This window comes from Acinetobacter sp. SH024, assembly GCF_000163635.1.
Taxonomy (GTDB): Bacteria; Pseudomonadota; Gammaproteobacteria; order Pseudomonadales; family Moraxellaceae; genus Acinetobacter; species Acinetobacter pittii.
The window spans coordinates 243250-269530 of record NZ_GG753600.1; the positions used below are offsets into that span (position 1 = coordinate 243250).

Genomic DNA, 26281 nt, shown 5'->3' on the forward strand with positions numbered 1-26281 from the left:
AAACAATCTTTTATCTTAACCTTTTAAATAGCTACTCATGATTTGATAATCATGTTCTAAGGCTTGTCGAGCATTGATTTCCATTTGGCGGTAATGCTGTAAGACTTTCTGGCCCAAAGCTGTAACGGCTGCCCCACCACCATGTGTTCCACCTGTTTGTGTTTCCACTAACGCTGTTTCAAAGCACTGATTCATGGTGTCGACTAACTGCCATGCACGGCGGTAGCTCATATTCATAGATTTTGCAGCTTGTGAGATCGATCCCGTTCTCTCAATTGCTTCAAGTAAGTCTGCCTTACCCGGACCAAATGCGATGTTTTGCTCTAAAAGAATTCTAATTTGTAATTTTAAGTTTTGTTCTTTCATAGACTTAGTTCACAAAGTTTCATTTTTATGCTGCTTAACATTATAGGAAACTTTAATAGCTTAAAACACATACAAATTTAAATCTCTACTCTTTCTTAAAAAGAGTTCATTTAAAAAATCAAAACTGCACAAAGTGGATAAAGATCTGGAAAAAACGGATAGAGGCTCAGGCCTAATCGCGGTTCAATCAGTTAAAAGCTGATTGATTGGAGGATTGAGCAATGACCTCATCTAATTTAAAACAATGGAATGATTTTGTAGATGGATGTATCGACTTCCGTCCTAACGATGGCGTGTTTCGTATTGCACGTAATATGTTTACCGAGCCTGAACTATTTGACTTGGAAATGGAACTTATTTTTGAAAAGGTTTGGATTTATGCATGTCATGAAAGTGAGATTCCAAACAATCATGATTTCCTAACCGTTCAAATTGGCCGCCAACCGATCATTGTAAGCCGTGATGGTAAAGGCGAACTACATGCCATGGTTAATGCTTGTGAGCATCGTGGAGCGACCTTAACACGCGTTGCTAAAGGCAACCAGTCAACCTTTACATGTCCGTTCCATGCTTGGTGTTATAAGTCAGATGGCCGCTTGGTGAAAGTCAAAGCACCTAGTGAATATTGCGAAGATTTTGATAAATCAAGCCGTGGCTTAAAACAAGGCCGTATTGCCAGCTACCGTGGTTTCGTATTTGTAAGCCTCGATACTCAAGCAATAGATTCTCTAGAAGACTTTTTAGGTGATGCAAAACTGTTTCTTGATTTAATGGTTAACCAGTCCCCAACCGGTGAACTCGAAGTACTTCAAGGCAAGTCATCTTATACTTTTGCAGGTAACTGGAAGCTACAAAATGAAAATGGCTTAGATGGTTACCATGTCAGTACCGTTCACTATAACTACGTCTCTACAGTCCAACATCGCCAACAAGTCAATGCATCAAAAGGTGAAGAACTCGATACGCTTGACTATAGCAAGTTAGGTGCCGGTGACTCAGAAACTGACGATGGCTGGTTTAGCTTCAAAAATGGCCATAGCGTATTGTTTAGTGACATGCCGAACCCAACTGTTCGTCCGGGTTACAGTACAGTTATGCCATATATGGTCGAAAAATATGGCGACAAATATGCTGAGTGGGCAATGCACCGTTTAAGAAACTTGAACTTGTACCCTAGCCTATTTTTTATGGATCAAATTAGCTCTCAGCTTCGTATTGTTCGCCCTGTGGCATGGAATAAAACTGAAGTCATCAGCCAATGTATTGGGGTTAAAGGTGAATCTGCTGAAGCACGCCGTAACCGTATTCGTCAGTTTGAAGATTTCTTTAATGTGTCGGGCCTTGGTACACCAGACGATTTAGTTGAATTCCGTGAACAGCAAAAAGGTTTCCAAGCACGTCTTGAACGTTGGAGCGATATTTCGCGTGGTTGTCAGTCTTGGGAATATGGCGCGACCAAAAACTCGCAAGACTTAGGCATTCAACCCGTCATTACTGGCCGTGAATTTACCCATGAAGGACTCTATGTAAACCAGCATGGACATTGGCAACGTCTCATGCTTGATGGCTTAAATAAGAAAGCATTGAAAATGCAAGATATTACTTTTGAAAACAATGCCGTAATGGATGAGGTGTAACCATGTCACAAGAACTACATTTTGCTGTATCTCAGTTTTTGTACAAAAAAGCAGAGCTTTGTGATGCTTATGACTGGGATGCCTATCTAGAGCTTTACGATGAAGATAGTGAATATCATATTCCACAGTGGATTGATGACCATAACTATGTTCAAGATCCAAATCAGGGTTTGTCTTATATTTATTATGCAGACCGTACAGGACTTGAAGACCGTGTATTCCGTATTCGTACAGGTAAAGCAGCATCTGCTACTCCGTTACCACGTACTTTGCATAGCATGAATAACATTCGAGTTAAAACATTGGATGATGGATTAATTGAAGCAAAAGTTGCATGGCAAACGCTCTATAACCGTCAAGGTTTAGAAGGCTGTTTTTACGGACACGCTACTTATCTTTTACGCCAAACAGCAGATGGTTTCCGCATTCGTCGTCAGCATAGCATTTTGCTGAATGACAAAATTGATTCCGTTTTAGACTTCTATCACGTTTAAGGGGAATGAAAATGGGACATTCAGTTGCACTTAATTTTGCCGATGGCAAAACCTTTTTCATTTCGGTAAATAACGACGAATTGCTGCTTGATGCAGCAGTTCGCCAAGGAATTAACCTCCCGCTAGACTGCCGTGAAGGTGTTTGTGGTACCTGTCAGGGACAGTGTGAAACCGGTATTTATGAACAAGAATATGTTGATGAAGATGCATTAAGTGAACGTGATTTGGCTGAGCGTAAAATGTTAGCTTGCCAGACGCTTGTAAAATCCGATGCAGCTTTTTATTTCGATCATGATTCTGCTATCTGTAACGCTGGTGATACTTTAAAAATTGAAACCAAAGTGACGGCGGTTGAGCTGGTTTCTGAAACAACAGCAATCTTACATCTTGATGCAAGCAGTCATACTGAACAACTTCAGTTTTTACCGGGTCAATATGCTCGTTTGCAAATTCCAGATACTGAAGATTGGCGTTCTTATTCTTTTGCAAATAGACCAAATGCAACCAATCAATTGCAATTTTTAATTCGTCTATTGCCAGATGGTGTTATGAGTAATTACTTGCGTGATCGCTGTAAAGTTGGACAGACCCTACTCATCGAAGCGCCACTTGGTAGTTTCTACTTACGTGAAGTAGAACGACCACTGGTTTTTGTGGCGGGTGGAACAGGTTTATCAGCTTTCTTGGGAATGCTAGATAACTTGGTGGATCAACCGAACTCACCTGCCGTTCAGTTGTATTACGGCGTAAATAATGAAACCGACTTGTGTGAACAACAACGTTTACATGCCTATGCTGAACAGCTACCCAACTTTAGTTATCACCCGATTGTGACTAAGGCAACGGAAGCTTGGCAAGGTAAAGCAGGCTATATTCACGAGCACTTAAATAAAGATCAACTGGCTGAGCAGGCTTTTGATATGTATTTATGTGGCCCACCACCAATGATTGAAGCCGTTAAAAATTGGTTAGATGAGCAAGCTCTGCAAAACTACCGTATTTACAGCGAGAAGTTTTTACAGAGCAATACATCACGTTGAAGTATAAAATAATTTAAAAACCACTAAACCTGAAATCATTCAATATACTCTTATAAGGGGTATATTGAATTTTTGCATTTAAATTAAAAGTTTTTATATATCAATAACATAAAATAATTAATTCCGACAAAATAAATTGACCAGCTCACTCGGATTTGCTATAAATTTTGATAGATCTTAAGGAATAAGGTCATGATGAGATTAACTTATAGCACCTTTTATATCCCCCTATTCTATTTCTCGAATTTACTAAATTGATGGACAAAATCCGATGTAAAAATTTGAGAAAATCACATTAATTAGCGGCTAAATTGGTCTGTATTTTGCTTATATCTCATTGTAATTTGCGAGTAACTTAATTTTTTAAGTGCCGTATTTACTTGCTGTGCAGCGAAGTTTTAAAGCTTTTACAACACAAGTAAGTACAGGAGTGAGCCAAAAGGGATAAATATGAACCAAGCCAACTCCCCAGAACTCAGTGGGCGTCATTTTCAAAATGAGTCTATCTTTACCAATCATAATCTGGTGTTTGATCACCACGATTTAAGCGAAACTTGCCGAAATGTCGGGCAAATTTTTAAACCACATGATCTTAAAATCTCTCAGCAGAAGCGAGATTTCAGTGCAACCATGCACCATGTTAAAACAGGCGCATTGTCTATTAGTCGCTTGGAATATGGTGCGGATGTCATTATTGAACCAGATCATCTGGATAGCTTTTACCTAATTCAAATTCCAACTCAAGGCTACGCAGAAATCGAATTTGGTTCACAAAAGTTTATTTCTTATTCTCAAGTTGCTTCTCTTATTTCTCCTCAGCAATCTTTACGTATGCGCTGGCATGCAAACTCACCACAGCTCATTCTAAAAGTTTCAAAAGATGATTTTACTTACCATTGCCGTCAACACATTGCCGATTCAGAAAATAACTTACTCATTTTTGACCCTAAATTAGACTTTTCTACACAAAGTGGAGCCTATTTTTTACAGCTCGTTAGAACATTGATGGATGCTTTAGCATGTGATCAGCACCCGCTTCATCATCCTTTAGCCTTTAAACAATTTGAGTCAAATTTGTTTAATGCACTCATTTATGGTCAACCCAATAATGCATTGCATAAGCTTGAACAATATAAAGAAAAAACCGTCTCTCCTTATTTTGTGAAGCGTACAGAAGCCTACATAAAAGAACATTTACATGAGCCGCTTAACGTCGAAATTCTGGCTGAACATGCAGGCGTGAGTGTGAGAACCCTATTTACCGGTTTTAAAAATTATTTGGGGACAACCCCAATGTCTTATCTAAAGGAATTACGCTTTGAACAAGCTCATTTAGAACTCATGCATAATGAAAATCTATCGATCACAGACGTTGCATTTAAATGGGGATTTACTCACTTAGGCCGTTTTTCTCAAGAATATAAACGCCGCTATGGGGAATTACCTTCGTCTACTCGTCGATCTGGTCACAGTGAAGGTTCAGGCTTAATTACTTCAATTTTTTCTTAAACTAAAATAGACGAAAGCCTTTTATATTGATTGATATAAAAGGCTTTTTTTATAATTTAAAAATGATGGACATAACGAACTTGTAGTCGTGTTCCCTCTGGGCGGTTTTCAGCATCTTGCTCAAAATAAACATTTGCAACCAAGTGATCATTTTTAGAAAAACTATACATCGCACCCGGACCAATTGCCCAAACTTGTTCACGTCGACCTTTGACTTTTTCACCATCGACTTCGGTATCAGTGGCTTGTTTTAGCCAATAACCATTCAGTCCTAAGCGAAACTGTTCAGTAATAGCATAGTCCGTTGCAAAGTTTGCATGAATTGCTTGCCCAGCTTGCATATCATTTGCTCCAGCAAAAGCATAGCTTGGGTCATCATTTTTAAAGTTATAGAGATAATGGATGCGTGTTGAAGCTGTCCACTTTGGATTGAACCAATATGTTGCTGCCCAATAGGGATCAAACGAAACAGCGTTATTACTCGGGTTAATATCTTTTTGCTGGTCGTATTCCCCAGTAGGTAAATTCACCTGAAACTCAAAACGATGTACAAACTTAGGCCCTTGTGCACCCATGACTGGATCGAACTGAATAAAAGGTCCGATCATAATGTCTCCAAAGCCGCTTTGGGCTTTAATAGCAGCATTATTCAAGCCATCATCCATGACCATTTTACTGACAAAAGGAATTAAAAAATTCATGCCTAGACTGGCTTTATCTTTTACTCGGACATTCGATAAATAACTAATCTGTTCAACCAGTACTTGATAATTTAAATCTGTTTTAGGTAAACCTAATTTTTGTCCATTGGCATCGACCAGTTTATTACTATCGTAATTTTGAAAGTAAGTTTGAGCATACCAGCCAGGCCCTGCGGGTAAACCGCCATCGAGAAAGCTGGTCATACCTAAATTTACGGTCGGTAAATCATAGGCATGAGAAACTAATGGCAAACCCAACAATGTCCCAGCTAAAAAGCCATGTTTAATTAAAGTGCTTTTCATCTTCTTATTTCCTATAAAAAAATCACGACCGGATTGATCGTGATTGTGGTGAATTAATGTGTTAATTCTGGATGCTCAGCGGCAATCCGATACTTTCCTGCGTGGAATACCAATGGTTCACCTTGGCGTTGTTGGTATTGTTCAATCTGACCAATAAAAATCAGGTGATCTCCACCCTCATACTGATTTACATTACGGCAAACCAAGGTTGCGAGTGCATCGGATAAAATTGGAACGCCTGCATTGCATTGTTGATGGGCAATGCCTGCAAATTTGTCTTCAGCACCTCGAGCAAAATGTCCAGAAAGCTGATGATGTTCTTGTGCCAACATGTGAATGGCAAAATATTCAGCTTCTACAAAATCAGACAAACTTGGCGCTGTTTTTGAAAGACTCCACAAAATTAATGGTGGGTCTAAAGACAGCGACGAAAATGAATTGGCTGTCATGCCTATTTTCCGACCATCTTTACCACGAGTTGTAATCACGGTAACCCCAGTTGCAAACTGCCCAAGCAAGTTACGAATTTCTCTTGGGTTTTCAGCATTAATCGCTTGTAAAACTAAAGTTTCAATTGTGTCCATTTTTCATATCTCCTTTTGACTATGGCCTAGGCTACTTTTGCTGCGGTTTTTGAAGCCAAGAATGCTTGAGCTTGATCTGCGTCAAACCACCAAGGGGCAAAAGAGCGCGGGTCATCAAAGTTATTGGCCATAATTGAAGCAATGCTTTGGTTTTGGCTTGCGGCTGCTAATAGTTCAACCACATGCGGTTGCGGCGGTACTAACAGGCTATTGGTCCAAGCCACCACTTTTTCTGCATAAGCCCAATAACGTTCAAAAGTTTGAACCATCCATTGTTCGCTAAAGCTTTGATTATCATTGGCTAAAATGGCATCGAAATAGATCTTGCTACACTTAGCAGCGTTGTTTGAGCCTTGACCAGTAATCGGGTCATTGACCACTAAAGCATCTGCCATACCAAAAATTTTCTTGCCAGACGGTAAGGTTAAAACGGGTTTACGTACTGTCGGCGGGAAACGCCCTGCCAAGTATCCGCCTGCATCGGTCAACTCAACATTTGTGCAGCGTTCATATTCCCAAGGCACAAATTTTTTGAGTAAGTCCAAACTGCACTGCAAATGCTGTTCAGGTGTTTTGACATCTTGCCAGCAGTCCATTGGCCCATTGGGAATTCCTTCAAACACCATAATGTCGCAAGGACCATTGATGGTCAGTGCCGGAAAAGAAAAGTACTCACCGACTTCGGGAATAATGTTAAAAGTCACGCGAGAGTATGGTGAAATTGGCTTCATATTTTTGACATAGGTCAATGCCAAAGCACGTCGAGGCTTATCAAAAACACTACGTGCATCATCACGCTCAAACTGTTTAACAACCTCACCTTTACCAGCAGCGAGTAATACAAGCTCATAGTCGTTTGCAAGTTGTTCTAACTCTTCTATTCCCACATCCTGAATCACCAATTGACCGCCACGGCGTTCAAACTCTTCCATCCAATATGGCATTTTAACGCGTTGATCGACCGATTGAGCGTAGCGCTCAAGACGAGCACTCCATTCAAATGCTTTACCACCATTTTCAGGGTTAACTAAAGCCAGCCCAATGCCTTCTACCGCTGGACATTGTTCTTCCCAGAAATTTAGTCCTAAGTCACGTTCAGTTTGTAAAGCGGTATGAAACATACACTGGCTTGACATGACTTTACCTTGACGGATTTCATCGGCAGTTCGGTTGGTGATCATGGTTACGTCGTAACCTGTATCTAATAACCCCAAACCAAGCTGTAAACCAGACTGTCCTGCTCCAACAATTGCAATACGGCGCATAATATTCTCCATAATTTTCTAAATGTGCTTTTAAAACGCTGTGCTATTCGGCTAAACGCGGAATAGCAGGCTGTGATCCTTCAGGGCCCATCACTGAATAGCCACCGTCGACCGCATAATCAGCTCCGGTGACAAAACTCGCAGCGGGTGACAATAAAAACAAAACCACGTTGGCGACTTCTTCGGGATGTCCCAATCGGCCTAGCAAGTGATAATCGGCTGCCACGCTATCGGCTTTTTCACGGCTATTACCGCTGACTTCTGCAATGACACGAGACCATGTCCAACCCGGAGAAACCGAATTGACGCGAATACCATCGGCAGCAAAATCCATTGCCATGCTTTGTGTGAGTTGACGTATTGCAGCTTTAGAGACTGGATATAACCAGCGTCCTGTTTGTGCCACTTTGGCTGAAATGGAAGTAAAGTTAACAATTGAACCTTGCTGCTTTTTTAGGTCATGGTATAAAGCACGGCTCAGCTCAACTGTAGAGACCAAATTAAGATCTAGTGCTTGTAACCAGTCCTGACGTGAAGATTTAAAACCATCATCTAAGTAGGTACATGCCAAATTCACCAAGTAATTCACTTCACCTAAATGTTGGTGAATATTTGCAACAGCTTGTTGAATAGCCGCATCGCTGGTTAAATCGGTTTGAATAAACATCACATCATGGTTAAAGCTTTCTGCAATCGCCTTGCCTTTGGCATCAATATCTAAAATAGCAACATGAGCACCCGCACTCACCAAAGCTTGTACAACAGCTTTACCAATGAGTGTTGCTCCGCCGCTCACCACAGCGACTTTTCCTTTTAAATCTATATTCATTGTAGATACTCCTTAATTTATTGGCTTGCCTTCGCTACTTGACCAAGATGGCATCAACGTATTGGAAGGAAGATCTTCATCAAGAAGTTTTCGTGCTGTCTCGACACCTGCAACTGGTAAGCCTGTTGGATCTAATAAACCAATTTGAACAAGTACAGATGCTTGGTCCCAGTAAATATGCTCATGGCACAACTTTGCCCCTCTAAACTGGATCACACCTAACATTGGAATCTCGACGTATTTACCGGTTGGTTTTACACCGGGTAATAACCAGTCAATTTCAGCGTCGTGGGTAAAGCTCATAATGAACTCGTCTACTACTTGCGTTGAGCCAACCGTACGAGAGATCGAGGTGATCTTCATATCTTTCGGGTTTTGGTGAACAAAATGATATTGATAAAAACGAGCAAGCTGGCTTTGGCCTACACCACCAGTTAACGTTGGAATATGGTTGACATAAGGTTCTGCAACCATTGTTGCCATGGTTGCTGGCACATCACGCGTATCAAACTCATGACGAATATGCTCTTCCCATAAGGCAACTAGGTCGTATTTCGGTCCAATCGTGTCATGTAGAGCTGTTACTGTACGCTCGTGGGCAAAACGTGCTGAAGGTTTGTGATAATGATTGCTTTTTTGGCGTGCAAAAGCATGATCAACACCTTCATAAACATAAGCTTGTACATTTGAATATTGGTTAGCTGCATCAACAATCGCTTGTCTCGCATCTGGCGGTGTAAATTGGTCCAGTTCTGCAATATGTAAAACCAAACGTCCTTTTATGTTGGCTAACTCATCTAACGATTTTTCAATGCCTACACCGTAATAACCTACAGCACATGCCACATCAGGAAGTCGGCAGCCTGCCAGATAAGCAAGCTTTCCACCCAAACAGTACCCCACCACACCGAGGCCTGTAGAGGTGTCACATTCTGGTCGAGTCTTTAAAAAAGCTAAGCTGTCCTGAATATCTTCAACCCCAAGATTTTCATCATATTGCTGATAAAGCTCGAAAGCCTTTTGAAAATCTTCTGGTGTATAACCCAGTTCTATATTAGGTGCTACACGCCAAAATAAATCAGGAACTAAAACGGTATAGCCTTCTTCTGCAAGAAATTCTGCTTTTTCTCGCATGGCCGCATTAACCCCAAAGATTTCCTGACAAAGCACCACTCCAGGTCCTTTTTCTGTTTCTGGTGTCGCTAGATATGCACTGAACTGCTTTCCAGATGCTGTTTTAATTTGAACGGTTTGACCAGCCATAGTGTCAACTCCTGACATTGTTATGGCTTTATCTTCTATCCGAATATTTTTTTAGACTGTCCAAAAGCTGCAAGCACTATCCAATCTCTGCGCAATTATCAAAATCAATCAAACTGGATAAAACCCTAAGAATAAGAAAACCAATAAATTTCATAGCTTTAAATAAAAAAATTAAATTAATGCTTTTTATCTAATTTGGAAAAAATGGATGAAGATTAGGACTTATTGGATAGTGACGATTGGCTAAAAATAGTTCAATCAAGTCATGTAATTCGTTTGATTACATAAAAAAAGCCCAGTCATTTTCTAAATTAAGGCGTTTATTTATGCATCGACCATGGCCAATTTACGGACAACAAAAAACATTAATGCTCATCAATATTTTATGTTGTAGTGCATTTTCTACTCAGGCTTATTCAGCGGATGAAGAATGGAAATTTACATTAAAAAATGCATATATAGACAGAAACTATGACAATCCAGATGTAAAAGACACAGGTAGCTGGTCGCAATCAGTTTCTCTATTTTACAACTCAAATATGCATTATACGCCGTTAGAAATTGGTGGAACCCGGATTCAAATTGGCGCAAATGCTTCAGCACAGTATGCGGTTCGTTTAAGCCAAGATAAACATGTTGCAGATACGGTATTACCTTTTGATAAAGCCACGCAGTCACAAGCACCTGATTATCTAAAATATGGCGCGACCTTAAAGTTAGGCTATAACAAGACACTACTCAGCATTGGTGAACTATGGCTGGATTTACCCGTAACCACAGTAGATGCAAGTCGGCAACTCCTGACGTCTTATTGGGGAGCTAATCTTAAGAGCCAGCTAAACGATAAGCTTTTCGCAGAAATTGGCCGTATTGAAAAAGTATCACCGCGAAATGAAGAAGACTTTCATCGATTTTCTTTTACTTCAAAAGGTGTGACTGGTTACTCCGACGGCCTTAACTATATAGATTTTCGCTATCAATTTACGCCTACGCTGAAGGGTGAATATTACTTTGGAAATATGGAGGATTTATATAACAAACATTATGTCGGCGTTGACCACCTATGGAAAAATTCTAATTTTTCAGTTAATTCAAAATTCAAATATTTCAATGCTAAAGATAATGGAAATCTATTTGACATCGACGCACAAAATATAGGGTTACTAGAAACGCTTAAAGTAAAAAATCACAGCTTTGGTGTGGGTTATCAGCAAATTATTGGTGAGTCTGCTTATCCGTTACCAGATGGTTTCTTGCCTGAAACTTATTTCATTAACTGGAACACGACTGGTTTCTTCAAACAAGATGAAAAGTCTTATCACTTCATTTATGGCTATGACTTTAAAGATCATGTGCCGGGCCTAAATACCACTTTGAAGTATGTATACGGCGATCACTTCAAAACAGCAGATGGCTTAAAAAACAAAGAAAGTGAAGCAAACGTTATTGTCAATTATGCCCTTCAACAGCCTTTTCTCAAAGGTTTAGCTCTTCAGTACATCTTCATCAATTACGACGTTAAGCATGGAAATGATTTCTCCGAAAACCGTTTCTTCGTCAATTACAGCAAAAAATTTTAATGAATAAGGAATACGTATGAAAACGATAGATGCAAACACGATTATCAATCGCGAAAAACTGTCTCCATTACAATGGATGGTTTTTATCCTAGGCTTTTTTGTCTTCTTTTGTGACGGCCTAGACACAGGAGTTATTGGTTTTATCGCCCCCGCATTACTCGATGATTGGGGAATTACCAAGCCTCAACTTGCCCCAGTTTTAAGTGCTGCTTTAGTCGGCATGTCGATTGGTGCAATTATTTCAGGACCCTTAGCCGATAAGTTTGGCCGTAAAGGCGTTATTGTTTTTACAAGCCTTTTGTTCTCAATATTTACGATTTTGTGTGGCTTTGCCAATTCAACCCAAGACTTAATGATTTATCGTTTTATTACAGGTATTGGTTTAGGCGCAGCCATGCCAAACATCAGTACGATTGTCTCTGAATATATGCCTGTAAAACGCAAAGCATTCCTTACAGGTCTTGCTGGCTGTGGGTTTATGCTGGGTATTTCCTGTGGTGGTGTGCTGTCAGCTTATCTATTAGAAAGCTATGGCTGGGCTAAGGTTATTATTATTGGCGGAAGTATTCCGCTCATTTTAGTGGTTGCTCTATTGCTTAAATTGCCTGAATCAACTCAATACTTAATTACACGTCATCAACAAGACAAAGCTCAACGTATTTTAGAAAATATTCAAGGTCATTCTTTTCAAGAACCTGTAAAACTTGTTTTAACTCAAGCAGAAAATGTCTCAGATGAAAATCCAGTTAAAGTGGTTCTAGGAAAATATCTATGGGGTTCAAGCATGCTTTGGCTCTGCTGCTTTACTAGTCTATTGGTGTTCTATCTTTTAACCAGCTGGATGCCAACAATTTTAAAAACAGCAGGTTTCAGTACCCAACAGTTTAGTTTAATTGCCGCGATTTTCCCTTTTGGTGGAGTGATTGGTGCAACCATTATGGGATGGTACATGGATAAACTAAACCCAACTACAGTGATTAAATATTCATATCTGATTGCTTTCGCCCTATTTATTGTGGCAGGTCTAGTAAGCTCAAATATTTTCTTGTTAGGTCTTACTATCTTCTTAATTGGTGCTTTACTCGCTGGTGCACAGTCTTCATTACTGCCGCTTGCAGCTATATTCTATCCAGCGGTCTGTCGTGCGGTTGGCGTTTCATGGATGCATGGTATTGGTCGTATCGGTGCAATTTTAGGCGCTTTCTTTGGATCGCTCATTTTCACTTTTAACCTAAGCTTAAGCGGTATTTTCTTTATTCTAGCAATACCAACCTTCATCTCATTTATTGCACTTAGTCTCAAAGTGATTTATGAGAAATCTAAAAACAAACAAGTGTTAAAGCTTGAAGAAAGTCTATAAATATTAATCTATAAATAAAAAACTGATTTAGTTGCCTAAATCAGTTTCTTATTTCGAAAGTTAAATATCAGAAAATTTTACCTTTGGTCTCACTTGGATTTTCACCAAATTCTTCACGATATTCTTGAGAAAAACGACTTAAATGGTTAAAGCCCCAGTCATAGGCAAGCTTTGAAATAGAAACCTTTCTATCTGCTCCTGTAGTGCTCAAAATCTTATAAATTTGTTGAAGACGATATTTTTTCAAATATGACATTGGACTGGTACCGTAGTACTGTTGAAATTCGTCATACAATTTTGATTTTGAAACCCCAGCCAGACGCTGCAAGTCTTCTGCACAGATTTCTTCATGAGCATGTTCAATAATAAAATTACGAACCTTACGGATATAAGCTGGCTCATCTTGATGTGAGAGTGACTTTAAGGCTTCAGAGTAGTTGTTTTCTTGAGATAATAGTAAGGCTTTAATTACAAAATTTTCATAGTCTTCAGATAACATCTGCAAACCATAAAAATTACTATATTGCGATTTTAGCTGTAAAAAATTCTGAATATTCTTCCACCATGCACCAATCAGTTGCTCCGAGTCCAGATGCATTTCAGGGTTAAAAATGATAGGCGTTTCTATAGGTTTATTCAGTAGATCGGCAAGAACAATCTGCATACTTCGTTCAGGAATAACCACCTGAAATTTTCTGCAATCTTTATCAATAATCAAATCTTGTTGATCATTATTTGAAACAATTAGGCCTCTGTTTTCATCAGATTGATAATGTGCACCACGAATGTTGAGAGCTTGTCGCCCCTGTATAGGTAAACTAATGCTATAAGCTTTTAAATTTGAGATGTTAATGGCAACGTTTGCACCATAACTGATTGTGCCGATTGCCATTTTTTTATTGGGCAAACGCATTCCGTCATAGTGAAAATCGAGAGTATCTTTGTAAATTGTATCTAGACGGTGTTCCCCACAAATTGTGGACATCAAATTCTGCGCAAATTCAGCTTTGCGTGAATAATGATTGAGTTCCATCTGTTGGCTGAGTGATATCATATCCTTTTCACCTAGCTAAATAACTTATTGCTAAAAAAGCAACTTGTATGCCAATTAATATCCTTTAATTGACGAGTTTTCCTGAAAAGTATCGAATCAAGAAAGAGAGTAAAGATTACTTTCTCATACTCTATTAAATTTTAAAAATGGAAATAAGTTAAATACCTTAAAAGTATAATTTCATACCTTAACAAACTTATTTTATTAGATTTTTATCAAAAATATCTTAGGGATAAATCATAATCTTGAACAGTAGACTATGATAAATTTTAACGAATAAAAAAACCGCCTATTTAAAATAAGCGGCTTTGTAAAATACTTAACTTATTGGGCGGTATAACCACCATCCATAACCACAGCTTGACCTGTTACTCCACCCGCTTTACTACTTGCAAGGAAAATTGCATAGTCAGCAATTTCTTCAACAGATAACAAACGTTTTTGAGGAACCATTGCCAAAATCACATCTTCAAGTGCGCTATCTAAACTTACATTACGGGTTTTAGCCAAATCTGCAATTTGCCCACGAACCAATGGTGTATCTACATAACCCGGGCATAGAGCATTTACCGTAATACCGTCACGTGCACATTCTAATGCTGCAACTTTTGTTAGGCCAATTACGCCATGTTTAGCGCTGTTATAACCTGCCTTTCCAGCGAATCCAATCAAGCCATTAATTGAGGCCATATTAATAATACGACCATATTTTTGAGCTTTCATGATTGGAAAAACATGTTTAATACCAATAAACGCCCCAGTTAACATGACTTGAACTAACTTTTGAAAAACTGCCGTTGGAAACTCTTCAATAGATGAAACGTGTTGGAAACCAGCATTATTAATTAAGATATCAACCGTACCAAAGGTCTTTTGAGTCAGCTCAATTGCTTGTTTATAAGCATCTTCATCAGTTACATCACATGGTGCCGATAATGCATCAAAACCTTGTTCTTTAAGTGAGTTCGCCGTTTCTTGACACTTTTCAGCATTCATATCAGAAATGACAACTTTGGCACCTTCTTGAGCAAATTTCTTAGCAATCTCTAGACCGATACCACTTGCAGAACCTGTAATAAAAGCGACCTTACCGTCTAAAAGTTTTGTCATTTATTTACTCCTTAATACTTATAACGTGCTGATTTAAACAATACCCGTTACGGTAAAGACCGTAATGACCACAAATACCGCTAACGTTTTAATTACCGTGACTGCAAAAATATCTTTATACGATTGTTTATGGGTTAAACCTGTAACAGCAAGTAAAGTAATAACAGCACCATTATGCGGAAGTGTATCCATACCACCCGATGCCATCGCAACCACACGGTGCATGACTTCTGGTGGAATACCCGCAGCTAAAATCGCGGCGTTATATTGTTCAGCCATCGCACTTAAAGCTATACTCATACCACCAGAAGCCGAACCGGTAATACCTGCTAAAACGGTTGTGGTCACAGCCCCATTGACTAATGGATTTGTGAAGGTACTACTCATTGCATGGCTAATCAGAGCAAAGCCCGGTAATGACGCAATAATTGCACCGAAACCATACTCAGAAGCCGTATTCATCACTGCTAAAAGTGAGCCGCCAATACTGGCATTAATGCCCTCTTTGAAGTTCGTCACTACACGTTGATAATCAAATAAAATTGCAGAAATAATCCCGACAATCAGCGCAAGACCTACCGCCCAGATCGCACCGGTTTTTGCAACATCTACGGTGTAATCCGCTAGACCAACTGAGGCAAAATCAAAACCATTTGGATACCACTCTTTGATTGCTTTAGACAAATATTTGTTCATTACAGCAACAAGAATAAGAGGTACAAATGCTAAGAACTGACGTGCCGTACTTCCATTATTTTGCAAGTTCATATCGGCTTCAATTTCTTGAGACGGCGTATGGTCTACACCAAAACCAGAATACCCTTCGCCTGCTTTTGCAGCAGCTCGGCGACGCCATTCTAAGTAAGCCAAACCCATGCATAGAACAAAGATAGCACCGATAATTCCTAGAAATGGTGCAGCATAAATATTGGTGCCAAAGAATGTAGTTGGAATTACGTTTTGAATTTGTGGCGTACCTGGTAATGCATCCATGGTAAATGTAAATGCACCGAGCGCGATGGTTCCCGGAATTAAACGTTTTGGAATATTCGCTTGTCTAAAAAGCTGGTTTGCAAAAGGATAAATGGCAAATACAGCAACAAATAAACTTACACCGCTATATGTTAAAATTGCACCTAACAATACAACGGTTAAAATTGCTTTTTTTGCTCCAATCCATCTCACAATAGTTCGTGCAATAGACTCAGCAATTCCTGACATCTCAACGACTTTACCGAAAATTGCCCCGAGTAAAAATACAAGAAAGTAATCTTTAATAAAGTTCACCATTTTGGGCATAAATACACCCGAATAAAACGGTAAGACATTGGCAGGGTTAATGAGAAGAACAGCAAGTAAGGCACAAATTGGTGCCATTAGAATGACAGAAAAGCCCTTGTAAGCTGTATACATTAACAGCCCAAGTGAAAGTAGAATTACAAATAATTCCCACATATATTCCTTCTCCCTAAAGAATAGATATTAGGTTCAATAAAATTACCAAAAGATATTTAGGTTATCCCAAACCTATAATGATAAAAATCACAATATCCATGTGTGGTAATAGGTAAATGAGCTTAAAAATAAAATATCACTAAAATATTTAAAAACAATGCAATTTATTTAAATTTTAAAATACCAATAAAATACAATAACTTACTTTATTTAGGTGGTAAAATACCATCATTTAAAAGCCTTTATTTTTTAATAAAACTTATTAATTCTTGAGTAAATTAAATTAATATCTCTATATTATTTAATAAAGACAATTAAATAATATATTTTTTAAATTAATTTGATAAATATAATTCATCTTATTCTTTTGAAATATTGCGCAGATAATTTTTTATCTTTATTTGAATAAAGCAATTTGAAGCTTAATCATCAAAAGATTAGAACAGGAATATAGAGTCGTGTTTTTAATATTCTCATCTTTACTCGAAAACGGCGCTTGTTTATTAAAGATAACTTCTACTTCTGTCACTAGAGTTAGACAATGTAATGAATACTATTACATGTCTACTGATAGAATTTATAATTTAGACTTTTCACTAGTATATAAGTTATGAATAAAAGAAATATTTTGTTCACTCTTCAAACTGGATTGATCATCCTACTTAATGGATGTACCGATACTTCTCTGGCTCAAAATAAGGTTATTGTTCCAAAAATTGGTTACTCTGGTAATGCTGATAATGAAAGCTATAGTGAGGCACAAATCAAGATTGAAGGCTCTTGTGTTTATTTAATGAATACAAATGATCGAGTGATTCCTATTTTTGCAACTAAAGATGCTCATTGGAATAGCAATAAGTATCTTTTAATTGTTGACTCAAAAGAATATAAAGATGGTGACACGATTGCTTATGGCAGCGGAGAAGCTTATCCCGTTAATTTGAACAACTACAAATGGATAATTAAACCTGATACTACATGTGATTTAAGTAAAGGCGTTATTATCAATCAATTTATAGAACCTCTTACTAAAAACTAAAGAAAAAAGCCCCTATATGAAAATTCAAATCTTAGCCTCTTTAACTGCTTTTAGCCTAACATCTTGCATGGTAAAGCCTACTATAACTAACCATGAAGAGGTTTCTATTCAACCGATACTTATTACAAGCAATACGAAAAGTAATATTTCAATGATGGCTTCAGCACATGGAAAGCTTATAGCAGATAAAAATGGATGTATCAGACTGGGCGATGAAAAAGGTCCGTTGATTATTTGGCCTTATGGCAGCAAATTTATAAAGTGGTATCTATATTTCTTTAACACATTTTAGTGAAGCTGCCTTTAAGTCGTTATCAGCTTTATAAATCATATTTGAAGTAGAGGCACTTAAAATTGTTCTAGCTTCGAGTATATCTTTGTTAAGAAACTTAACTTCTAAAACCATACCATTTTGAAGATAAATTATATTATTAAAATACTTAACTTTATTGAATACTACATGTCCACTAGTATCGTCGCAAAGTATTCCATTACCATCTGCGTCAAGTTTTATGGTTGATATGCTTGGGCCGATTGAAATCGTCCATACCCCTGACACTAAAGGTATAGAAGGCTGTATTTCGCTAAATTTATTATTAGTCATTTGGGTAGTTGGGCTTACACATCCACTTAATGAAAAAATTAAGCTTAATGAAATTATCTTTTTCATGAAATTACTCCTTTTAATTATGACTAAAACTTAACAGTTCAGAAAATAAAAAACTATCAGTTCATATAGCGCCCTACCCCATACACACTAGACCTGATTGAACCAATATGAGATGTTTGATATGCATCAATACCTACAATAGAGACCACAAAAGATTTCACGACCCTCATAGTGATTTTCTTTACCTTATCTTCTACTTATTTAGCCACACCAAGACTAGAACTAATCGGCTTATCCTTTTCAAGCCCATATACATCTCTGCAAACTTTAATATTTAATTGATATCCATATTCCGGAAACAAAACTAAAAATTAGATAAATAAATGCAGCAATAATTATGGAAAAAAGGACTATGATGACTCCGTTAGTGATATGGTCTCCATTGGTACCATTCTCAGTGTTTTCCTTGGGATTAATTATCATTGGGGTATTTAAAGATTTTTTTGCCTCATAGAATCCCCAGCCTATACCCAGCAAAACAATTAGTACCACAAAACCAACTCCAATATCATAAATAACTTCCTCAGCAGCATATTTATCATTTGAAGCTGAAACACACTTTTCAAAGTATTTTTTTTCAATTTCAGACAGTGTGGAGATTGATTTTTGATCTTTAAACATATCTTTAAAACGGATATTGCATGTCTCAATAAATTCTTCTTTATCGTCAGTTCCATCTCCCTCGTAATTACTTGGACGTGAAATATATATTGAACTATGTGTAGTTGTAGCCATCTAATTACAGTAATTTATATACAAAATGATAGTTTAATTGATAGTAAAAAATATTCAATTTAGGCCTTACTCAAATGAATCAAAAACCAATGACAATGACATGTTCAAACCTTTCATATGATTTTTATAAAGCCTTATCTCAAAATAGTAAAAATTAATATATTCTTTTGGATACTTACTAACTAAATTATAAAAGTGCCGTTCACTCATTAAGGATGCGCATTTAATTTTTTGACGTCTAATTTTTAGCTTTATTCATCTTTTTATCTTTATGGGGGTGGACAAATTTATACTCTTTTTTTTTAAAAATAGCATTTATTTAATTTAAATTATTCAATAGAATAACAATATAAAATCTTGATAAGAAAACAAAATATGATATGTATTAAATTTATAATATACCCTTTGGGGATGTTTGTACTGTGGCAAATTATTTTCATAATTACGCAACTCTCTTTAACATACCTAAATACGCCACAAGTCATTGTAGCTATACTTTCATTGATCATAAATTGCGGTATGCAAATTTTGATTGGTTATAAAATCCCTCAATTAGCACCAAAATATAAATTTGTAGCGAGTGCTACATACATTATTCTCTTCACCTTTTTGTTAGCAATCTATTCAACAACTATTTTATTAGAAGGCTTAAAAGTTGCTCCTCAAGCAATTTGGCTAGGTTATTTGTTTTTCCATGTAGTTGGAATGGCTCTATACTTTGCTAATAACACAGATGAGTTTTGTTGGGAAAATTTACTGAAGTAGCTCAGCCTATTGTCCCCTGCTTTATTTTTATTTTTTTGTCAAAAAAACATCATATTAGACAAATTTTCGTATAAATTACCCTTCTAGATGAGTTGGGCAATCTAAAGGATAGAAATGACGCTTAAACAATTAAAAGCTTTTTTAGCCCTTGCGCGTACACTCAACTATGCTAATGCATCATTAGAGCTACATCTCAGCCAGTCTGCTTTAAGTCTTACTATCAAAAGCTTAGAAGAAGAATTAGGCGGAAAACTATTTAACCGTAATACTCGCCGTGTTGAGCTTACCCAAGAAGGTAAATCCCTTATTCCCTACGCTAAAAAATTACTCGCCAATTGGGATGAAATGGAAAACGATGTTAAACAACGTTTTAAGCTCAATCGTGGAACTTTAAGTATCGCTTCAATGCCCTTCGTGACTCATGCGATTCTGCCTGAAGTAATTCATCAATTTTTAGAACTTCATCCCAACTTGAACTTTTCAATTCAAGATATTCCAAATGAGACCATTATAGAAAAAGTACAAGACGGTATTTTTGAGCTTGGTATCTGCTTTGAACCTGATCTCACCGAAGGCCTAGAGTTCAAACCACTATTTGAAGAAGATTTCTTAGCTCTATTACCAAAGACTCACCCACTTGCTCAATCATCTTCTATTACATGGCAAGAGCTTTGTTCAAATCCATTCGTGACATTGCAAAAACCTTCAATTGTTCGATATTTGGTTGAGCAGAATTGTTTGCGAAATAATATAACGCTCGATTTGAAAGTTGAATGTCATCAAATTTCATCACTCTCAAGCTTTGTGGCTTATGGAATTGGGGTGAGTGCAATTCCAAGGCATTTTGCTAAACACATTGATAAAGAACATAACGTACTCATTGAGTTAAAGGATGAATCTATTCATAAGACTGTAGGAATTGTTTATAAAAAGAACTTTGAAATTTCAAATATTTCGACTCAATTTATTGAAGCTTTGATTCAATATAAATTTTAAAAAATTAAAGACTGCTTTTTAGGATGAGCTAAGCATACGCTTAAGCTAAAATTATTAATTATTATAATTTTCAATGATATGAGGTGATTTTTTAAAGTATTTTTCTTTATGTTCGTCTGATCTTTTGTAGACGATTTGAAACCATTCATTGATTATACTTATTAATCATTTAAAAAAATTAACTTCTATAACGCAAAATGTGATGCTAAAACTAAGATTACTAAGGGATATAGGATAACAATAGAATGAATAAAGTTTATGCCAATGCAGAGGCAGCACTAAAAGACGTTATTGCAGATAATCAAACACTTGCCGTAGGTGGTTTTGGTTTATGTGGAATTCCGGAAAAACTGATTGTTGCAGTTAAGCAAAGTGGTGTGACTGGTCTCACATGTATTTCAAATAACGCAGGTGTAGATGATTTCGGCTTAGGTATATTGCTTCAAACCAAACAGATCAAAAAAATGATCTCTTCTTATGTTGGTGAAAACAAAGAATTTGAGCGCCAATATTTAAATGGTGAACTTGATGTAGAACTTACTCCACAAGGTACTTTAGCTGAAAAGTTACGTGCTGGCGGTGCTGGAATTCCGGCGTTTTATACACAAACCGGCGTTGGTACACTCATTGCAGAAGGTAAAGAAGAACGTACCTTTAATGGCAAAAACTACATTTTAGAGGAATCTTTAACAGCAGACGTGGCTCTTGTTAAGGCCTATAAGGCAGACAAGGCTGGTAACTTAGTGTTCCGTAAAACTGCTCAGAATTTTAACCCTGAATGTGCAATGGCTGGAAAAATTACAATCGCCGAAGTTGAACAGGTTGTTGAAATTGGTGAATTAGATCCGGATGAGATCCATTTAGCGGGTATCTATGTAAACCGCATTGTACTTAATGCGTCACCTGAAAAACGTATTGAGCATAAAACTTTAAGCACGGAGGCAGTATAAAATGGCTTGGTCGCGTAATGAAATGGCACAACGTGCTGCAAAAGAACTTGAAGACGGTTTTTATGTCAATTTAGGTATTGGCTTACCTACTCTAGTTGCTAATTATATTCCTGAAAATATTAATGTTTGGCTTCAGTCTGAAAATGGCCTATTAGGTATTGGTGAGTTTCCAACCGAAGAAACTGTCGATGCAGATTTAATTAATGCTGGGAAACAAACGGTTACTGCTCGCCCTGGTGCTGCTTTTTTCTCAAGCTCAGAATCTTTTGCCATGATCCGCGGTGGCCATGTCAACATTGCAATTTTAGGTGCAATGGAAGTTTCTGAAAATGGTGACTTGGCGAACTGGATGATTCCTGGCAAGAAAGTCAAAGGTATGGGTGGTGCAATGGACTTGGTTGTTGGTGTCCAAAAAGTTGTAGTGCTTATGGAACACTGTGCAAAAGATGGTACGCCAAAGATCGTTAAAAACTGTAGCCTACCTTTAACAGGTAAAAGTGTGGTTCATCGCGTCATTACTGACTTAGGTGTAATGGACATTACACAACAAGGCGTAGAGCTGATTGAACTTGCTAAAGATGTCACGCTTGAACAGATTCAAGCTGCTACAGGTGTTGAGTTTTATAAAACCTTAGTCGCTTAAATTTTAATTTTTAGTAAGCCAGATAAGACTTAAGTTAGAAAGTGAGCTTAAGTCTTAGCCCTTTTAAGCACCGGATGTGCTGTCTATAAATAAGAACGAGAAGGATTTTTTCAGCTATGGAAAAACAGCAAGGAATTTTTGAAAGATTTGCTCTTCGGATTAGTGACTGGTCTGAAAAATGGTTTCCTGATTCATATATTTTTGCATTACTTGGCGTCATTATCGTGTCAGTTGCCGCTTTAGGTATTGGTGCACCTATTCACGATGTTGCGACTTCCTTCGGTAACGGTTTCTGGAGTCTTATTCCCTTTACCCTGCAAATGACGATGCTCATTATTGTAGGTTATGTCGTTTCTGTATCTAAGCCCGTAAAGTTCCTAATCCAAAAAATGGCACGTATTCCAAATTCTGGACGTGGTGCTATTGTTCTAGTTGCAACCGTCAGCTTGTTAATTTCACTGGTCAATTGGGCAGTAAGCACGATTCTTACTGCACTTTTAGTGATTGCATTAGCAAAACGTAAAGAGCTGAATATGGATTACCGTGCAGCGGCAGCGGCAGCAATTATTGGTATGGGGGCAACTTGGGCACTTGGAATCAGCTCTTCGGCAGCACAGCTTCAAGCGAATAAAACCAGTTTACCTGAGTCAATTTACAACCTAACTGGTGTTATTCCATTTACTGAAACGATTTTCCTTTGGCAATCAATTGCGATGACCATTATTTTGGTCATTGTTTCAATCGCAATCGCGTATTGGTCAGCTCCAAAAGGTAATAATGTTAAAACGATTGATAGTTTTGATGTGCAGTTTGAAGAAGACAAACCACACGAGGAAAAATCTAATCGTCCAGGTGACTGGTTAGAAAACTCGCCTATCTTAACGATTATTGTGGTTGCATTAGGCTTAATCTGGATGTTTTTTGAGTTTTCAAAAAGTAATCCAATCATTGCTATTTCAAGTTTAAACACCTACAACTTTGTGTTTTTAATGCTTGGTTTAGCGTTACATGGCACACCACGAAACTTCTTAAATGCTGTTTCAAAGGCAGTTCCGGCTGTCTCAGGAATCTTAATTCAGTTTCCACTTTACGGAAGCATCGCCTTTATTATGACGCAAGCTTTAAACAGTCAAGATTTATCACTGTCGCATTATATAGCTGAGTTTTTCGTTTCAATCGCCTCAAAAGAAACCTTCGCAATTGTGATGGGAATTTACTCTGCCATCCTTGGGTTCTTTGTGCCATCTGGCGGTGGAAAATGGATTATTGAAGCCCCATATGTCATGCAAGCAGCAAATGATTTAAAGGTTCATTTGGGTTGGTCTGTACAAATTTATAATGCAGCCGAAGCTTTACCAAACTTAATCAATCCATTCTTTATGCTTCCAATGTTAGGAATTCTAAAACTAAAAGCAAAAGATGTGATTGGTTTTACAGTCACTCAGCTCGTTGTGCATTTTCCATTAGTTTTATTTTTATTATGGTTCTTTGGAAGAACACTTAGCTACACCCCACCTACTTTTTAATTTACTGGCGCCTTTAGTTTCGGCTAAAGGCAAATTTAGCAAATACATCAATAAGAGATATTAAGATGAGTTCAATTGTTATAGTTTCAGGTAGCCGTACTGCAATGGGCGGTTTTCAAGGCAGTCTATCGGCTTTAACTGCACCAGAACTTGGCGCTGCTGTTATCCGTGAATCTATTCAACGTGCAGGTGTTGCACCTGACCAAGTAGATGAAGTTATTTTTGGTTGCGTATTAAGTGCAGGTATTGGCCAAGGCCCTGCTCGGCAGGCGATGCGTAAAGCTAGTGTACCTGATCATGTCGGTGCAGTTACCATTAATAAATTGTGTGGCTCTGCCATGAAAGCGGTGTTAATGGCATCAGATACTCTAAAAGCAGGCAGTGCCAATATTATTGTAGCTGGCGGTATGGAATCTATGACCAATGCGCCTTATATTTTACCCAAAGCTCGCGGTGGTTACCGTATGGGTCACGGTGAAATTAAGGACCATATGTTTTTAGATGGTCTTGAAGATGCAGAAACAGGCCGCTTAATGGGTTCGTTTGCGCAAGACATGGCAAACACTAAAGGCTTTACACGTGAGCAAATGGATAACTTTGCAATTTCTTCACTTAAAAAAGCGCAAACTGCGATTACGGAAGGTTACTTCAAAGAAGAGATTGTTCCTGTTGAAGTAAAAACACGTAAAGGTGTCGAAGTTATCGATCAAGATGAGCAACCATTAAAAGCGAATCTTGAGAAGATCCCAACATTGCGTCCAGCTTTTAGTAAAGATGGGACAATTACAGCAGCTAACTCAAGCTCAATTTCTGATGGTGCTGCTGCATTAGTACTCACCACTGAAGAATATGCTCAAAGCCATGGTTTAAATACTTTAGCAAAAATTGTTGCAACTTCTACTCACTCACAACATCCAAGCGAATTTACCATTGCTCCAATTGGTGCAATTCAAAAAGTACTTGAGCATGCTGGCTGGTCTGTTGATGAGGTAGATGCTTGGGAAATTAATGAAGCTTTTGCAATGGTCGCAATGGCGCCAATTCATGAACTCGGGATTGACGAAGCAAAAGTAAACATCCATGGCGGTGCTTGTGCTTTAGGCCACCCAATTGGCGCAACTGGCTCAAGAATTATTCTTTCTCTTATCTATGCTTTAAAACGCCTTGGTAAGAAGAAAGGTGTTGCTGCGTTATGTATTGGTGGTGGTGAAGCTACAGCTGTTGCAATTGAAGTCTAAAAATCAAACCACGCAGAAGATGTAAGAATTTTTCTTACATCTTCTTTTTTAGACTTTAAAAAGTTCATAACAGGTTTGACGGAACCATTTATGGCTACTTTTATGATGGCAAGACATATGCCAATGTTGTTTAACATCATAAGTTGGGAAGTCTAGAGGTGCTGGTAAAATCTGTAAATTTTCTCTCACCAATAAGACTTGGCTTAAATAATACGGCACTGTTGCGATCGCATCTGTTTCTTGAACGACTAATCCCACTCCAAGATAGCTCGGTAATCGAATTAAAATATTTCGATCCAATCCTTTGTTCTGTAATTCATTTTTAATATGGTAATGCCCAATTCCCGCGTCAATGTCGATATGATACTCGCGCATATAATCATCTAAAGTAAAATTATTTGGGTCTAAACGAGGATGGCTCTTAGAGCTAATCACCACATAATGTTGTTTAAAAAACTTTTGTTGATAAAAGCCTTCTTCTAATTGGGGTAAAAAGCCAATTGCAAGATCAATCTCACCATTTGCCATTTGATAGCTGGTTTCTGGTGTAATCGGCCTAATATTCAAGCGAATTAAAGGCGCTTTCTCTTTTAAATAGTTTGTTAATTGCGGTAATAAAACCAGATGAGATACATCTGTCATTGCAATTGTAAAAAGCTGATCTGAAGTTAGCGGATCAAAGTTCACACTAAAGTTATTAATGCTTTCCACTTTATCAATAACTTCACTAATGAGCGGAAAAATCTCCTTTGCTAATTCGGTTGGGATCATCTCATTCCCAACACGAATAAAAAGTGGATCATTAAAATGCTGACGGATTTTGTTCAGTCCATTACTAACGCTCGGTTGTGTAAGGCCAATAGCATCAGCAGCCATTGAAACACTTTTAAACCGATAAATATGATAAAAAATATTTAGTAATCTACTATCTAGATCAAACAAAATTGTCTCCGTCTGGATCAAATAATCCATTCAAAAGGAATGAAATCAGGCACAGCAAATATAAAAATGCTCACTAGATTTCTGAATTATTGATATATGGTCTAAATTAACAAAGAATCTAGACCATGAGCAATGCTTTATAAAGCCTTTCATCACAAAGACAAAGGTGTGAGCTCTTTAATTGATTACTTTGTATGTAAATATCTTGAAGACATCACATATCATTA

Annotated in this window: 27 protein-coding genes; 13 read left to right on the forward strand and 14 right to left on the reverse strand. The window is 37.7% G+C overall.

Translation table 11 applies throughout. The annotated features are described in order from the left end of the window. Positions 1–15 precede the first annotated feature (15 nt). Complete coding sequence (locus HMPREF0013_RS07075; protein ID WP_000664122.1) at positions 16–366, reverse strand: winged helix-turn-helix domain-containing protein; 351 nt, start codon at positions 364–366, stop codon at positions 16–18. A 221-nt stretch (positions 367–587) separates the two neighbouring features. Here HMPREF0013_RS07075 and antA point away from each other — a divergent pair, with 221 nt between their 5' ends. The 4 genes from antA (at position 588) to HMPREF0013_RS07095 (ending at position 5046) form a co-directional block, all read left to right on the forward strand. Next, positions 588–2003 carry an anthranilate 1,2-dioxygenase large subunit gene (antA, locus tag HMPREF0013_RS07080; RefSeq protein WP_002113705.1) on the forward strand — a complete coding sequence of 472 codons (1416 nt, stop codon included), beginning with the start codon at positions 588–590 and terminating at the stop codon, positions 2001–2003. A gap of 2 nt (positions 2004–2005) precedes the next feature. Further along, a complete protein-coding gene (gene antB, locus HMPREF0013_RS07085) occupies positions 2006–2497 on the forward strand; it encodes an anthranilate 1,2-dioxygenase small subunit (RefSeq protein WP_002113729.1) in 492 nt (163 codons plus the stop codon). A 5-nt stretch (positions 2498–2502) separates the two neighbouring features. After that, positions 2503–3537, forward strand: coding sequence for an anthranilate 1,2-dioxygenase electron transfer component AntC (gene antC, locus HMPREF0013_RS07090; protein WP_005802222.1), 1035 nt, complete (start codon positions 2503–2505; stop codon positions 3535–3537). Between the two features lie 450 nt (positions 3538–3987). Beyond that, a complete protein-coding gene (locus HMPREF0013_RS07095; RefSeq protein ID WP_005802223.1) occupies positions 3988–5046 on the forward strand; it encodes an AraC family transcriptional regulator in 1059 nt (352 codons plus the stop codon). Between the two features lie 56 nt (positions 5047–5102). Here the strand turns inward: HMPREF0013_RS07095 and HMPREF0013_RS07100 are convergent, their stop codons facing one another. Genes HMPREF0013_RS07100 through HMPREF0013_RS07120 form a run of 5 tightly spaced genes read right to left on the reverse strand, consistent with a single transcriptional unit; the run spans position 5103 to position 9991 of the window. Then, positions 5103–6050 carry a SphA family protein gene (locus HMPREF0013_RS07100; RefSeq protein WP_002113568.1) on the reverse strand — a complete coding sequence of 316 codons (948 nt, stop codon included), beginning with the start codon at positions 6048–6050 and terminating at the stop codon, positions 5103–5105. Positions 6051–6103: 53 nt separating this feature from the next. Beyond that, the gene (locus tag HMPREF0013_RS07105; protein WP_002113783.1) at positions 6104–6634 is read right to left on the reverse strand and encodes a flavin reductase family protein; all 531 of its coding nucleotides are present in this window, start codon (positions 6632–6634) and stop codon (positions 6104–6106) included. A 26-nt stretch (positions 6635–6660) separates the two neighbouring features. Beyond that, the gene (locus HMPREF0013_RS07110; RefSeq protein ID WP_002113528.1) at positions 6661–7899 is read right to left on the reverse strand and encodes a styrene monooxygenase/indole monooxygenase family protein; all 1239 of its coding nucleotides are present in this window, start codon (positions 7897–7899) and stop codon (positions 6661–6663) included. Positions 7900–7942: 43 nt separating this feature from the next. Further along, entirely contained in the window at positions 7943–8728 is a 786-nt protein-coding gene (locus HMPREF0013_RS07115; RefSeq protein WP_002113827.1) for an SDR family oxidoreductase, read from the reverse strand. A gap of 12 nt (positions 8729–8740) precedes the next feature. Then, positions 8741–9991 carry a dienelactone hydrolase family protein gene (locus tag HMPREF0013_RS07120; protein WP_002113702.1) on the reverse strand — a complete coding sequence of 417 codons (1251 nt, stop codon included), beginning with the start codon at positions 9989–9991 and terminating at the stop codon, positions 8741–8743. A gap of 368 nt (positions 9992–10359) precedes the next feature. On the opposite strand from HMPREF0013_RS07120, the gene HMPREF0013_RS07125 reads away from it, so the two are divergent. Together HMPREF0013_RS07125 and HMPREF0013_RS07130 are read left to right on the forward strand one after the other, a co-directional pair. Further along, positions 10360–11571: an OprD family outer membrane porin gene (locus HMPREF0013_RS07125; protein WP_151292289.1), complete on the forward strand. Its 1212-nt coding sequence runs from the start codon at positions 10360–10362 to the stop codon at positions 11569–11571. A 16-nt stretch (positions 11572–11587) separates the two neighbouring features. Further along, on the forward strand, positions 11588–12931 hold the full coding sequence (locus tag HMPREF0013_RS07130; protein ID WP_002113844.1) for an MFS transporter: 1344 nt from the start codon (positions 11588–11590) through the stop codon (positions 12929–12931). 67 nt (positions 12932–12998) lie between these two features. Here HMPREF0013_RS07130 and HMPREF0013_RS07135 read toward each other — a convergent pair whose 3' ends face one another. The 4 genes from HMPREF0013_RS07135 to HMPREF0013_RS24285 all read right to left on the reverse strand — a co-directional run bounded on the left by HMPREF0013_RS07135 (position 12999) and on the right by HMPREF0013_RS24285 (position 17079). Next, positions 12999–13985 carry an AraC family transcriptional regulator gene (locus HMPREF0013_RS07135; protein WP_005076090.1) on the reverse strand — a complete coding sequence of 329 codons (987 nt, stop codon included), beginning with the start codon at positions 13983–13985 and terminating at the stop codon, positions 12999–13001. Between the two features lie 324 nt (positions 13986–14309). Further along, the gene (locus HMPREF0013_RS07140) at positions 14310–15095 is read right to left on the reverse strand and encodes a 3-hydroxybutyrate dehydrogenase (RefSeq protein WP_002113866.1); all 786 of its coding nucleotides are present in this window, start codon (positions 15093–15095) and stop codon (positions 14310–14312) included. Positions 15096–15128: 33 nt separating this feature from the next. Further along, positions 15129–16550, reverse strand: coding sequence for a GntP family permease (locus tag HMPREF0013_RS07145; RefSeq protein ID WP_005076093.1), 1422 nt, complete (start codon positions 16548–16550; stop codon positions 15129–15131). 397 nt (positions 16551–16947) lie between these two features. Beyond that, a complete protein-coding gene (locus tag HMPREF0013_RS24285; protein WP_002113882.1) occupies positions 16948–17079 on the reverse strand; it encodes a hypothetical protein in 132 nt (43 codons plus the stop codon). 81 nt (positions 17080–17160) lie between these two features. Between HMPREF0013_RS24285 and HMPREF0013_RS07150 the strand changes: the two genes are divergently transcribed. Further along, positions 17161–17589 carry a hypothetical protein gene (locus HMPREF0013_RS07150; RefSeq protein WP_002113545.1) on the forward strand — a complete coding sequence of 143 codons (429 nt, stop codon included), beginning with the start codon at positions 17161–17163 and terminating at the stop codon, positions 17587–17589. A 268-nt stretch (positions 17590–17857) separates the two neighbouring features. On the opposite strand, the gene HMPREF0013_RS25465 is transcribed toward HMPREF0013_RS07150, so the two are convergent. The 3 genes from HMPREF0013_RS25465 to HMPREF0013_RS07165 form a co-directional block, all read right to left on the reverse strand. Then, complete coding sequence (locus tag HMPREF0013_RS25465; RefSeq protein ID WP_005069291.1) at positions 17858–18259, reverse strand: J517_1871 family lipoprotein; 402 nt, start codon at positions 18257–18259, stop codon at positions 17858–17860. A gap of 56 nt (positions 18260–18315) precedes the next feature. After that, a complete protein-coding gene (locus HMPREF0013_RS24925; RefSeq protein WP_103254438.1) occupies positions 18316–18429 on the reverse strand; it encodes a hypothetical protein in 114 nt (37 codons plus the stop codon). A 97-nt stretch (positions 18430–18526) separates the two neighbouring features. Further along, positions 18527–18880, reverse strand: a complete 354-nt coding sequence (locus HMPREF0013_RS07165; RefSeq protein WP_078210417.1) for a hypothetical protein — start codon at positions 18878–18880, stop codon at positions 18527–18529. A gap of 489 nt (positions 18881–19369) precedes the next feature. On the opposite strand from HMPREF0013_RS07165, the gene HMPREF0013_RS25155 reads away from it, so the two are divergent. The 6 genes from HMPREF0013_RS25155 to HMPREF0013_RS07185 all read left to right on the forward strand — a co-directional run bounded on the left by HMPREF0013_RS25155 (position 19370) and on the right by HMPREF0013_RS07185 (position 25112). After that, the gene (locus HMPREF0013_RS25155) at positions 19370–19759 is read left to right on the forward strand and encodes a hypothetical protein (RefSeq protein ID WP_025467473.1); all 390 of its coding nucleotides are present in this window, start codon (positions 19370–19372) and stop codon (positions 19757–19759) included. A gap of 114 nt (positions 19760–19873) precedes the next feature. Then, on the forward strand, positions 19874–20755 hold the full coding sequence (locus HMPREF0013_RS07175; protein ID WP_002113536.1) for a LysR family transcriptional regulator: 882 nt from the start codon (positions 19874–19876) through the stop codon (positions 20753–20755). 245 nt (positions 20756–21000) lie between these two features. Beyond that, positions 21001–21705: a CoA transferase subunit A gene (locus HMPREF0013_RS0105080; protein WP_002113873.1), complete on the forward strand. Its 705-nt coding sequence runs from the start codon at positions 21001–21003 to the stop codon at positions 21703–21705. 1 nt (position 21706) lies between these two features. Further along, positions 21707–22348, forward strand: coding sequence for a 3-oxoacid CoA-transferase subunit B (locus tag HMPREF0013_RS0105085; protein WP_002113731.1), 642 nt, complete (start codon positions 21707–21709; stop codon positions 22346–22348). A gap of 116 nt (positions 22349–22464) precedes the next feature. Then, positions 22465–23874, forward strand: a complete 1410-nt coding sequence (locus HMPREF0013_RS07180; protein ID WP_002113591.1) for a short-chain fatty acid transporter — start codon at positions 22465–22467, stop codon at positions 23872–23874. A 65-nt stretch (positions 23875–23939) separates the two neighbouring features. Next, complete coding sequence (locus tag HMPREF0013_RS07185; protein WP_002113802.1) at positions 23940–25112, forward strand: thiolase family protein; 1173 nt, start codon at positions 23940–23942, stop codon at positions 25110–25112. A 48-nt stretch (positions 25113–25160) separates the two neighbouring features. Here HMPREF0013_RS07185 and HMPREF0013_RS07190 read toward each other — a convergent pair whose 3' ends face one another. Beyond that, positions 25161–26054, reverse strand: a complete 894-nt coding sequence (locus HMPREF0013_RS07190; protein ID WP_003651675.1) for a LysR family transcriptional regulator — start codon at positions 26052–26054, stop codon at positions 25161–25163. Between the last annotated feature and the right edge of the window lie 227 nt (positions 26055–26281).

Bases quoted from the DNA above. Each gene is read 5' to 3' on its own strand.
- HMPREF0013_RS07075 (WP_000664122.1), bottom strand. From the start codon at position 366: ATGAAAGAACAAAACTTAAAATTACAAATTAGAATTCTTTTAGAGCAA.
- antA (WP_002113705.1), top strand. From the start codon at position 588: ATGACCTCATCTAATTTAAAACAATGGAATGATTTTGTAGATGGATGT.
- antB (WP_002113729.1), top strand. From the start codon at position 2,006: ATGTCACAAGAACTACATTTTGCTGTATCTCAGTTTTTGTACAAAAAA.
- antC (WP_005802222.1), top strand. From the start codon at position 2,503: ATGAAAATGGGACATTCAGTTGCACTTAATTTTGCCGATGGCAAAACC.
- HMPREF0013_RS07095 (WP_005802223.1), top strand. From the start codon at position 3,988: ATGAACCAAGCCAACTCCCCAGAACTCAGTGGGCGTCATTTTCAAAAT.
- HMPREF0013_RS07100 (WP_002113568.1), bottom strand. From the start codon at position 6,050: ATGAAAAGCACTTTAATTAAACATGGCTTTTTAGCTGGGACATTGTTG.
- HMPREF0013_RS07105 (WP_002113783.1), bottom strand. From the start codon at position 6,634: ATGGACACAATTGAAACTTTAGTTTTACAAGCGATTAATGCTGAAAAC.
- HMPREF0013_RS07110 (WP_002113528.1), bottom strand. From the start codon at position 7,899: ATGCGCCGTATTGCAATTGTTGGAGCAGGACAGTCTGGTTTACAGCTT.
- HMPREF0013_RS07115 (WP_002113827.1), bottom strand. From the start codon at position 8,728: ATGAATATAGATTTAAAAGGAAAAGTCGCTGTGGTGAGCGGCGGAGCA.
- HMPREF0013_RS07120 (WP_002113702.1), bottom strand. From the start codon at position 9,991: ATGGCTGGTCAAACCGTTCAAATTAAAACAGCATCTGGAAAGCAGTTC.
- HMPREF0013_RS07125 (WP_151292289.1), top strand. From the start codon at position 10,360: ATGCTCATCAATATTTTATGTTGTAGTGCATTTTCTACTCAGGCTTAT.
- HMPREF0013_RS07130 (WP_002113844.1), top strand. From the start codon at position 11,588: ATGAAAACGATAGATGCAAACACGATTATCAATCGCGAAAAACTGTCT.
- HMPREF0013_RS07135 (WP_005076090.1), bottom strand. From the start codon at position 13,985: ATGATATCACTCAGCCAACAGATGGAACTCAATCATTATTCACGCAAA.
- HMPREF0013_RS07140 (WP_002113866.1), bottom strand. From the start codon at position 15,095: ATGACAAAACTTTTAGACGGTAAGGTCGCTTTTATTACAGGTTCTGCA.
- HMPREF0013_RS07145 (WP_005076093.1), bottom strand. From the start codon at position 16,550: ATGTGGGAATTATTTGTAATTCTACTTTCACTTGGGCTGTTAATGTAT.
- HMPREF0013_RS07150 (WP_002113545.1), top strand. From the start codon at position 17,161: ATGAATAAAAGAAATATTTTGTTCACTCTTCAAACTGGATTGATCATC.
- HMPREF0013_RS25465 (WP_005069291.1), bottom strand. From the start codon at position 18,259: ATGAAAAAGATAATTTCATTAAGCTTAATTTTTTCATTAAGTGGATGT.
- HMPREF0013_RS24925 (WP_103254438.1), bottom strand. From the start codon at position 18,429: ATGAGGGTCGTGAAATCTTTTGTGGTCTCTATTGTAGGTATTGATGCA.
- HMPREF0013_RS07165 (WP_078210417.1), bottom strand. From the start codon at position 18,880: ATGTTTAAAGATCAAAAATCAATCTCCACACTGTCTGAAATTGAAAAA.
- HMPREF0013_RS25155 (WP_025467473.1), top strand. From the start codon at position 19,370: ATGATATGTATTAAATTTATAATATACCCTTTGGGGATGTTTGTACTG.
- HMPREF0013_RS07175 (WP_002113536.1), top strand. From the start codon at position 19,874: ATGACGCTTAAACAATTAAAAGCTTTTTTAGCCCTTGCGCGTACACTC.
- HMPREF0013_RS0105080 (WP_002113873.1), top strand. From the start codon at position 21,001: ATGAATAAAGTTTATGCCAATGCAGAGGCAGCACTAAAAGACGTTATT.
- HMPREF0013_RS0105085 (WP_002113731.1), top strand. From the start codon at position 21,707: ATGGCTTGGTCGCGTAATGAAATGGCACAACGTGCTGCAAAAGAACTT.
- HMPREF0013_RS07180 (WP_002113591.1), top strand. From the start codon at position 22,465: ATGGAAAAACAGCAAGGAATTTTTGAAAGATTTGCTCTTCGGATTAGT.
- HMPREF0013_RS07185 (WP_002113802.1), top strand. From the start codon at position 23,940: ATGAGTTCAATTGTTATAGTTTCAGGTAGCCGTACTGCAATGGGCGGT.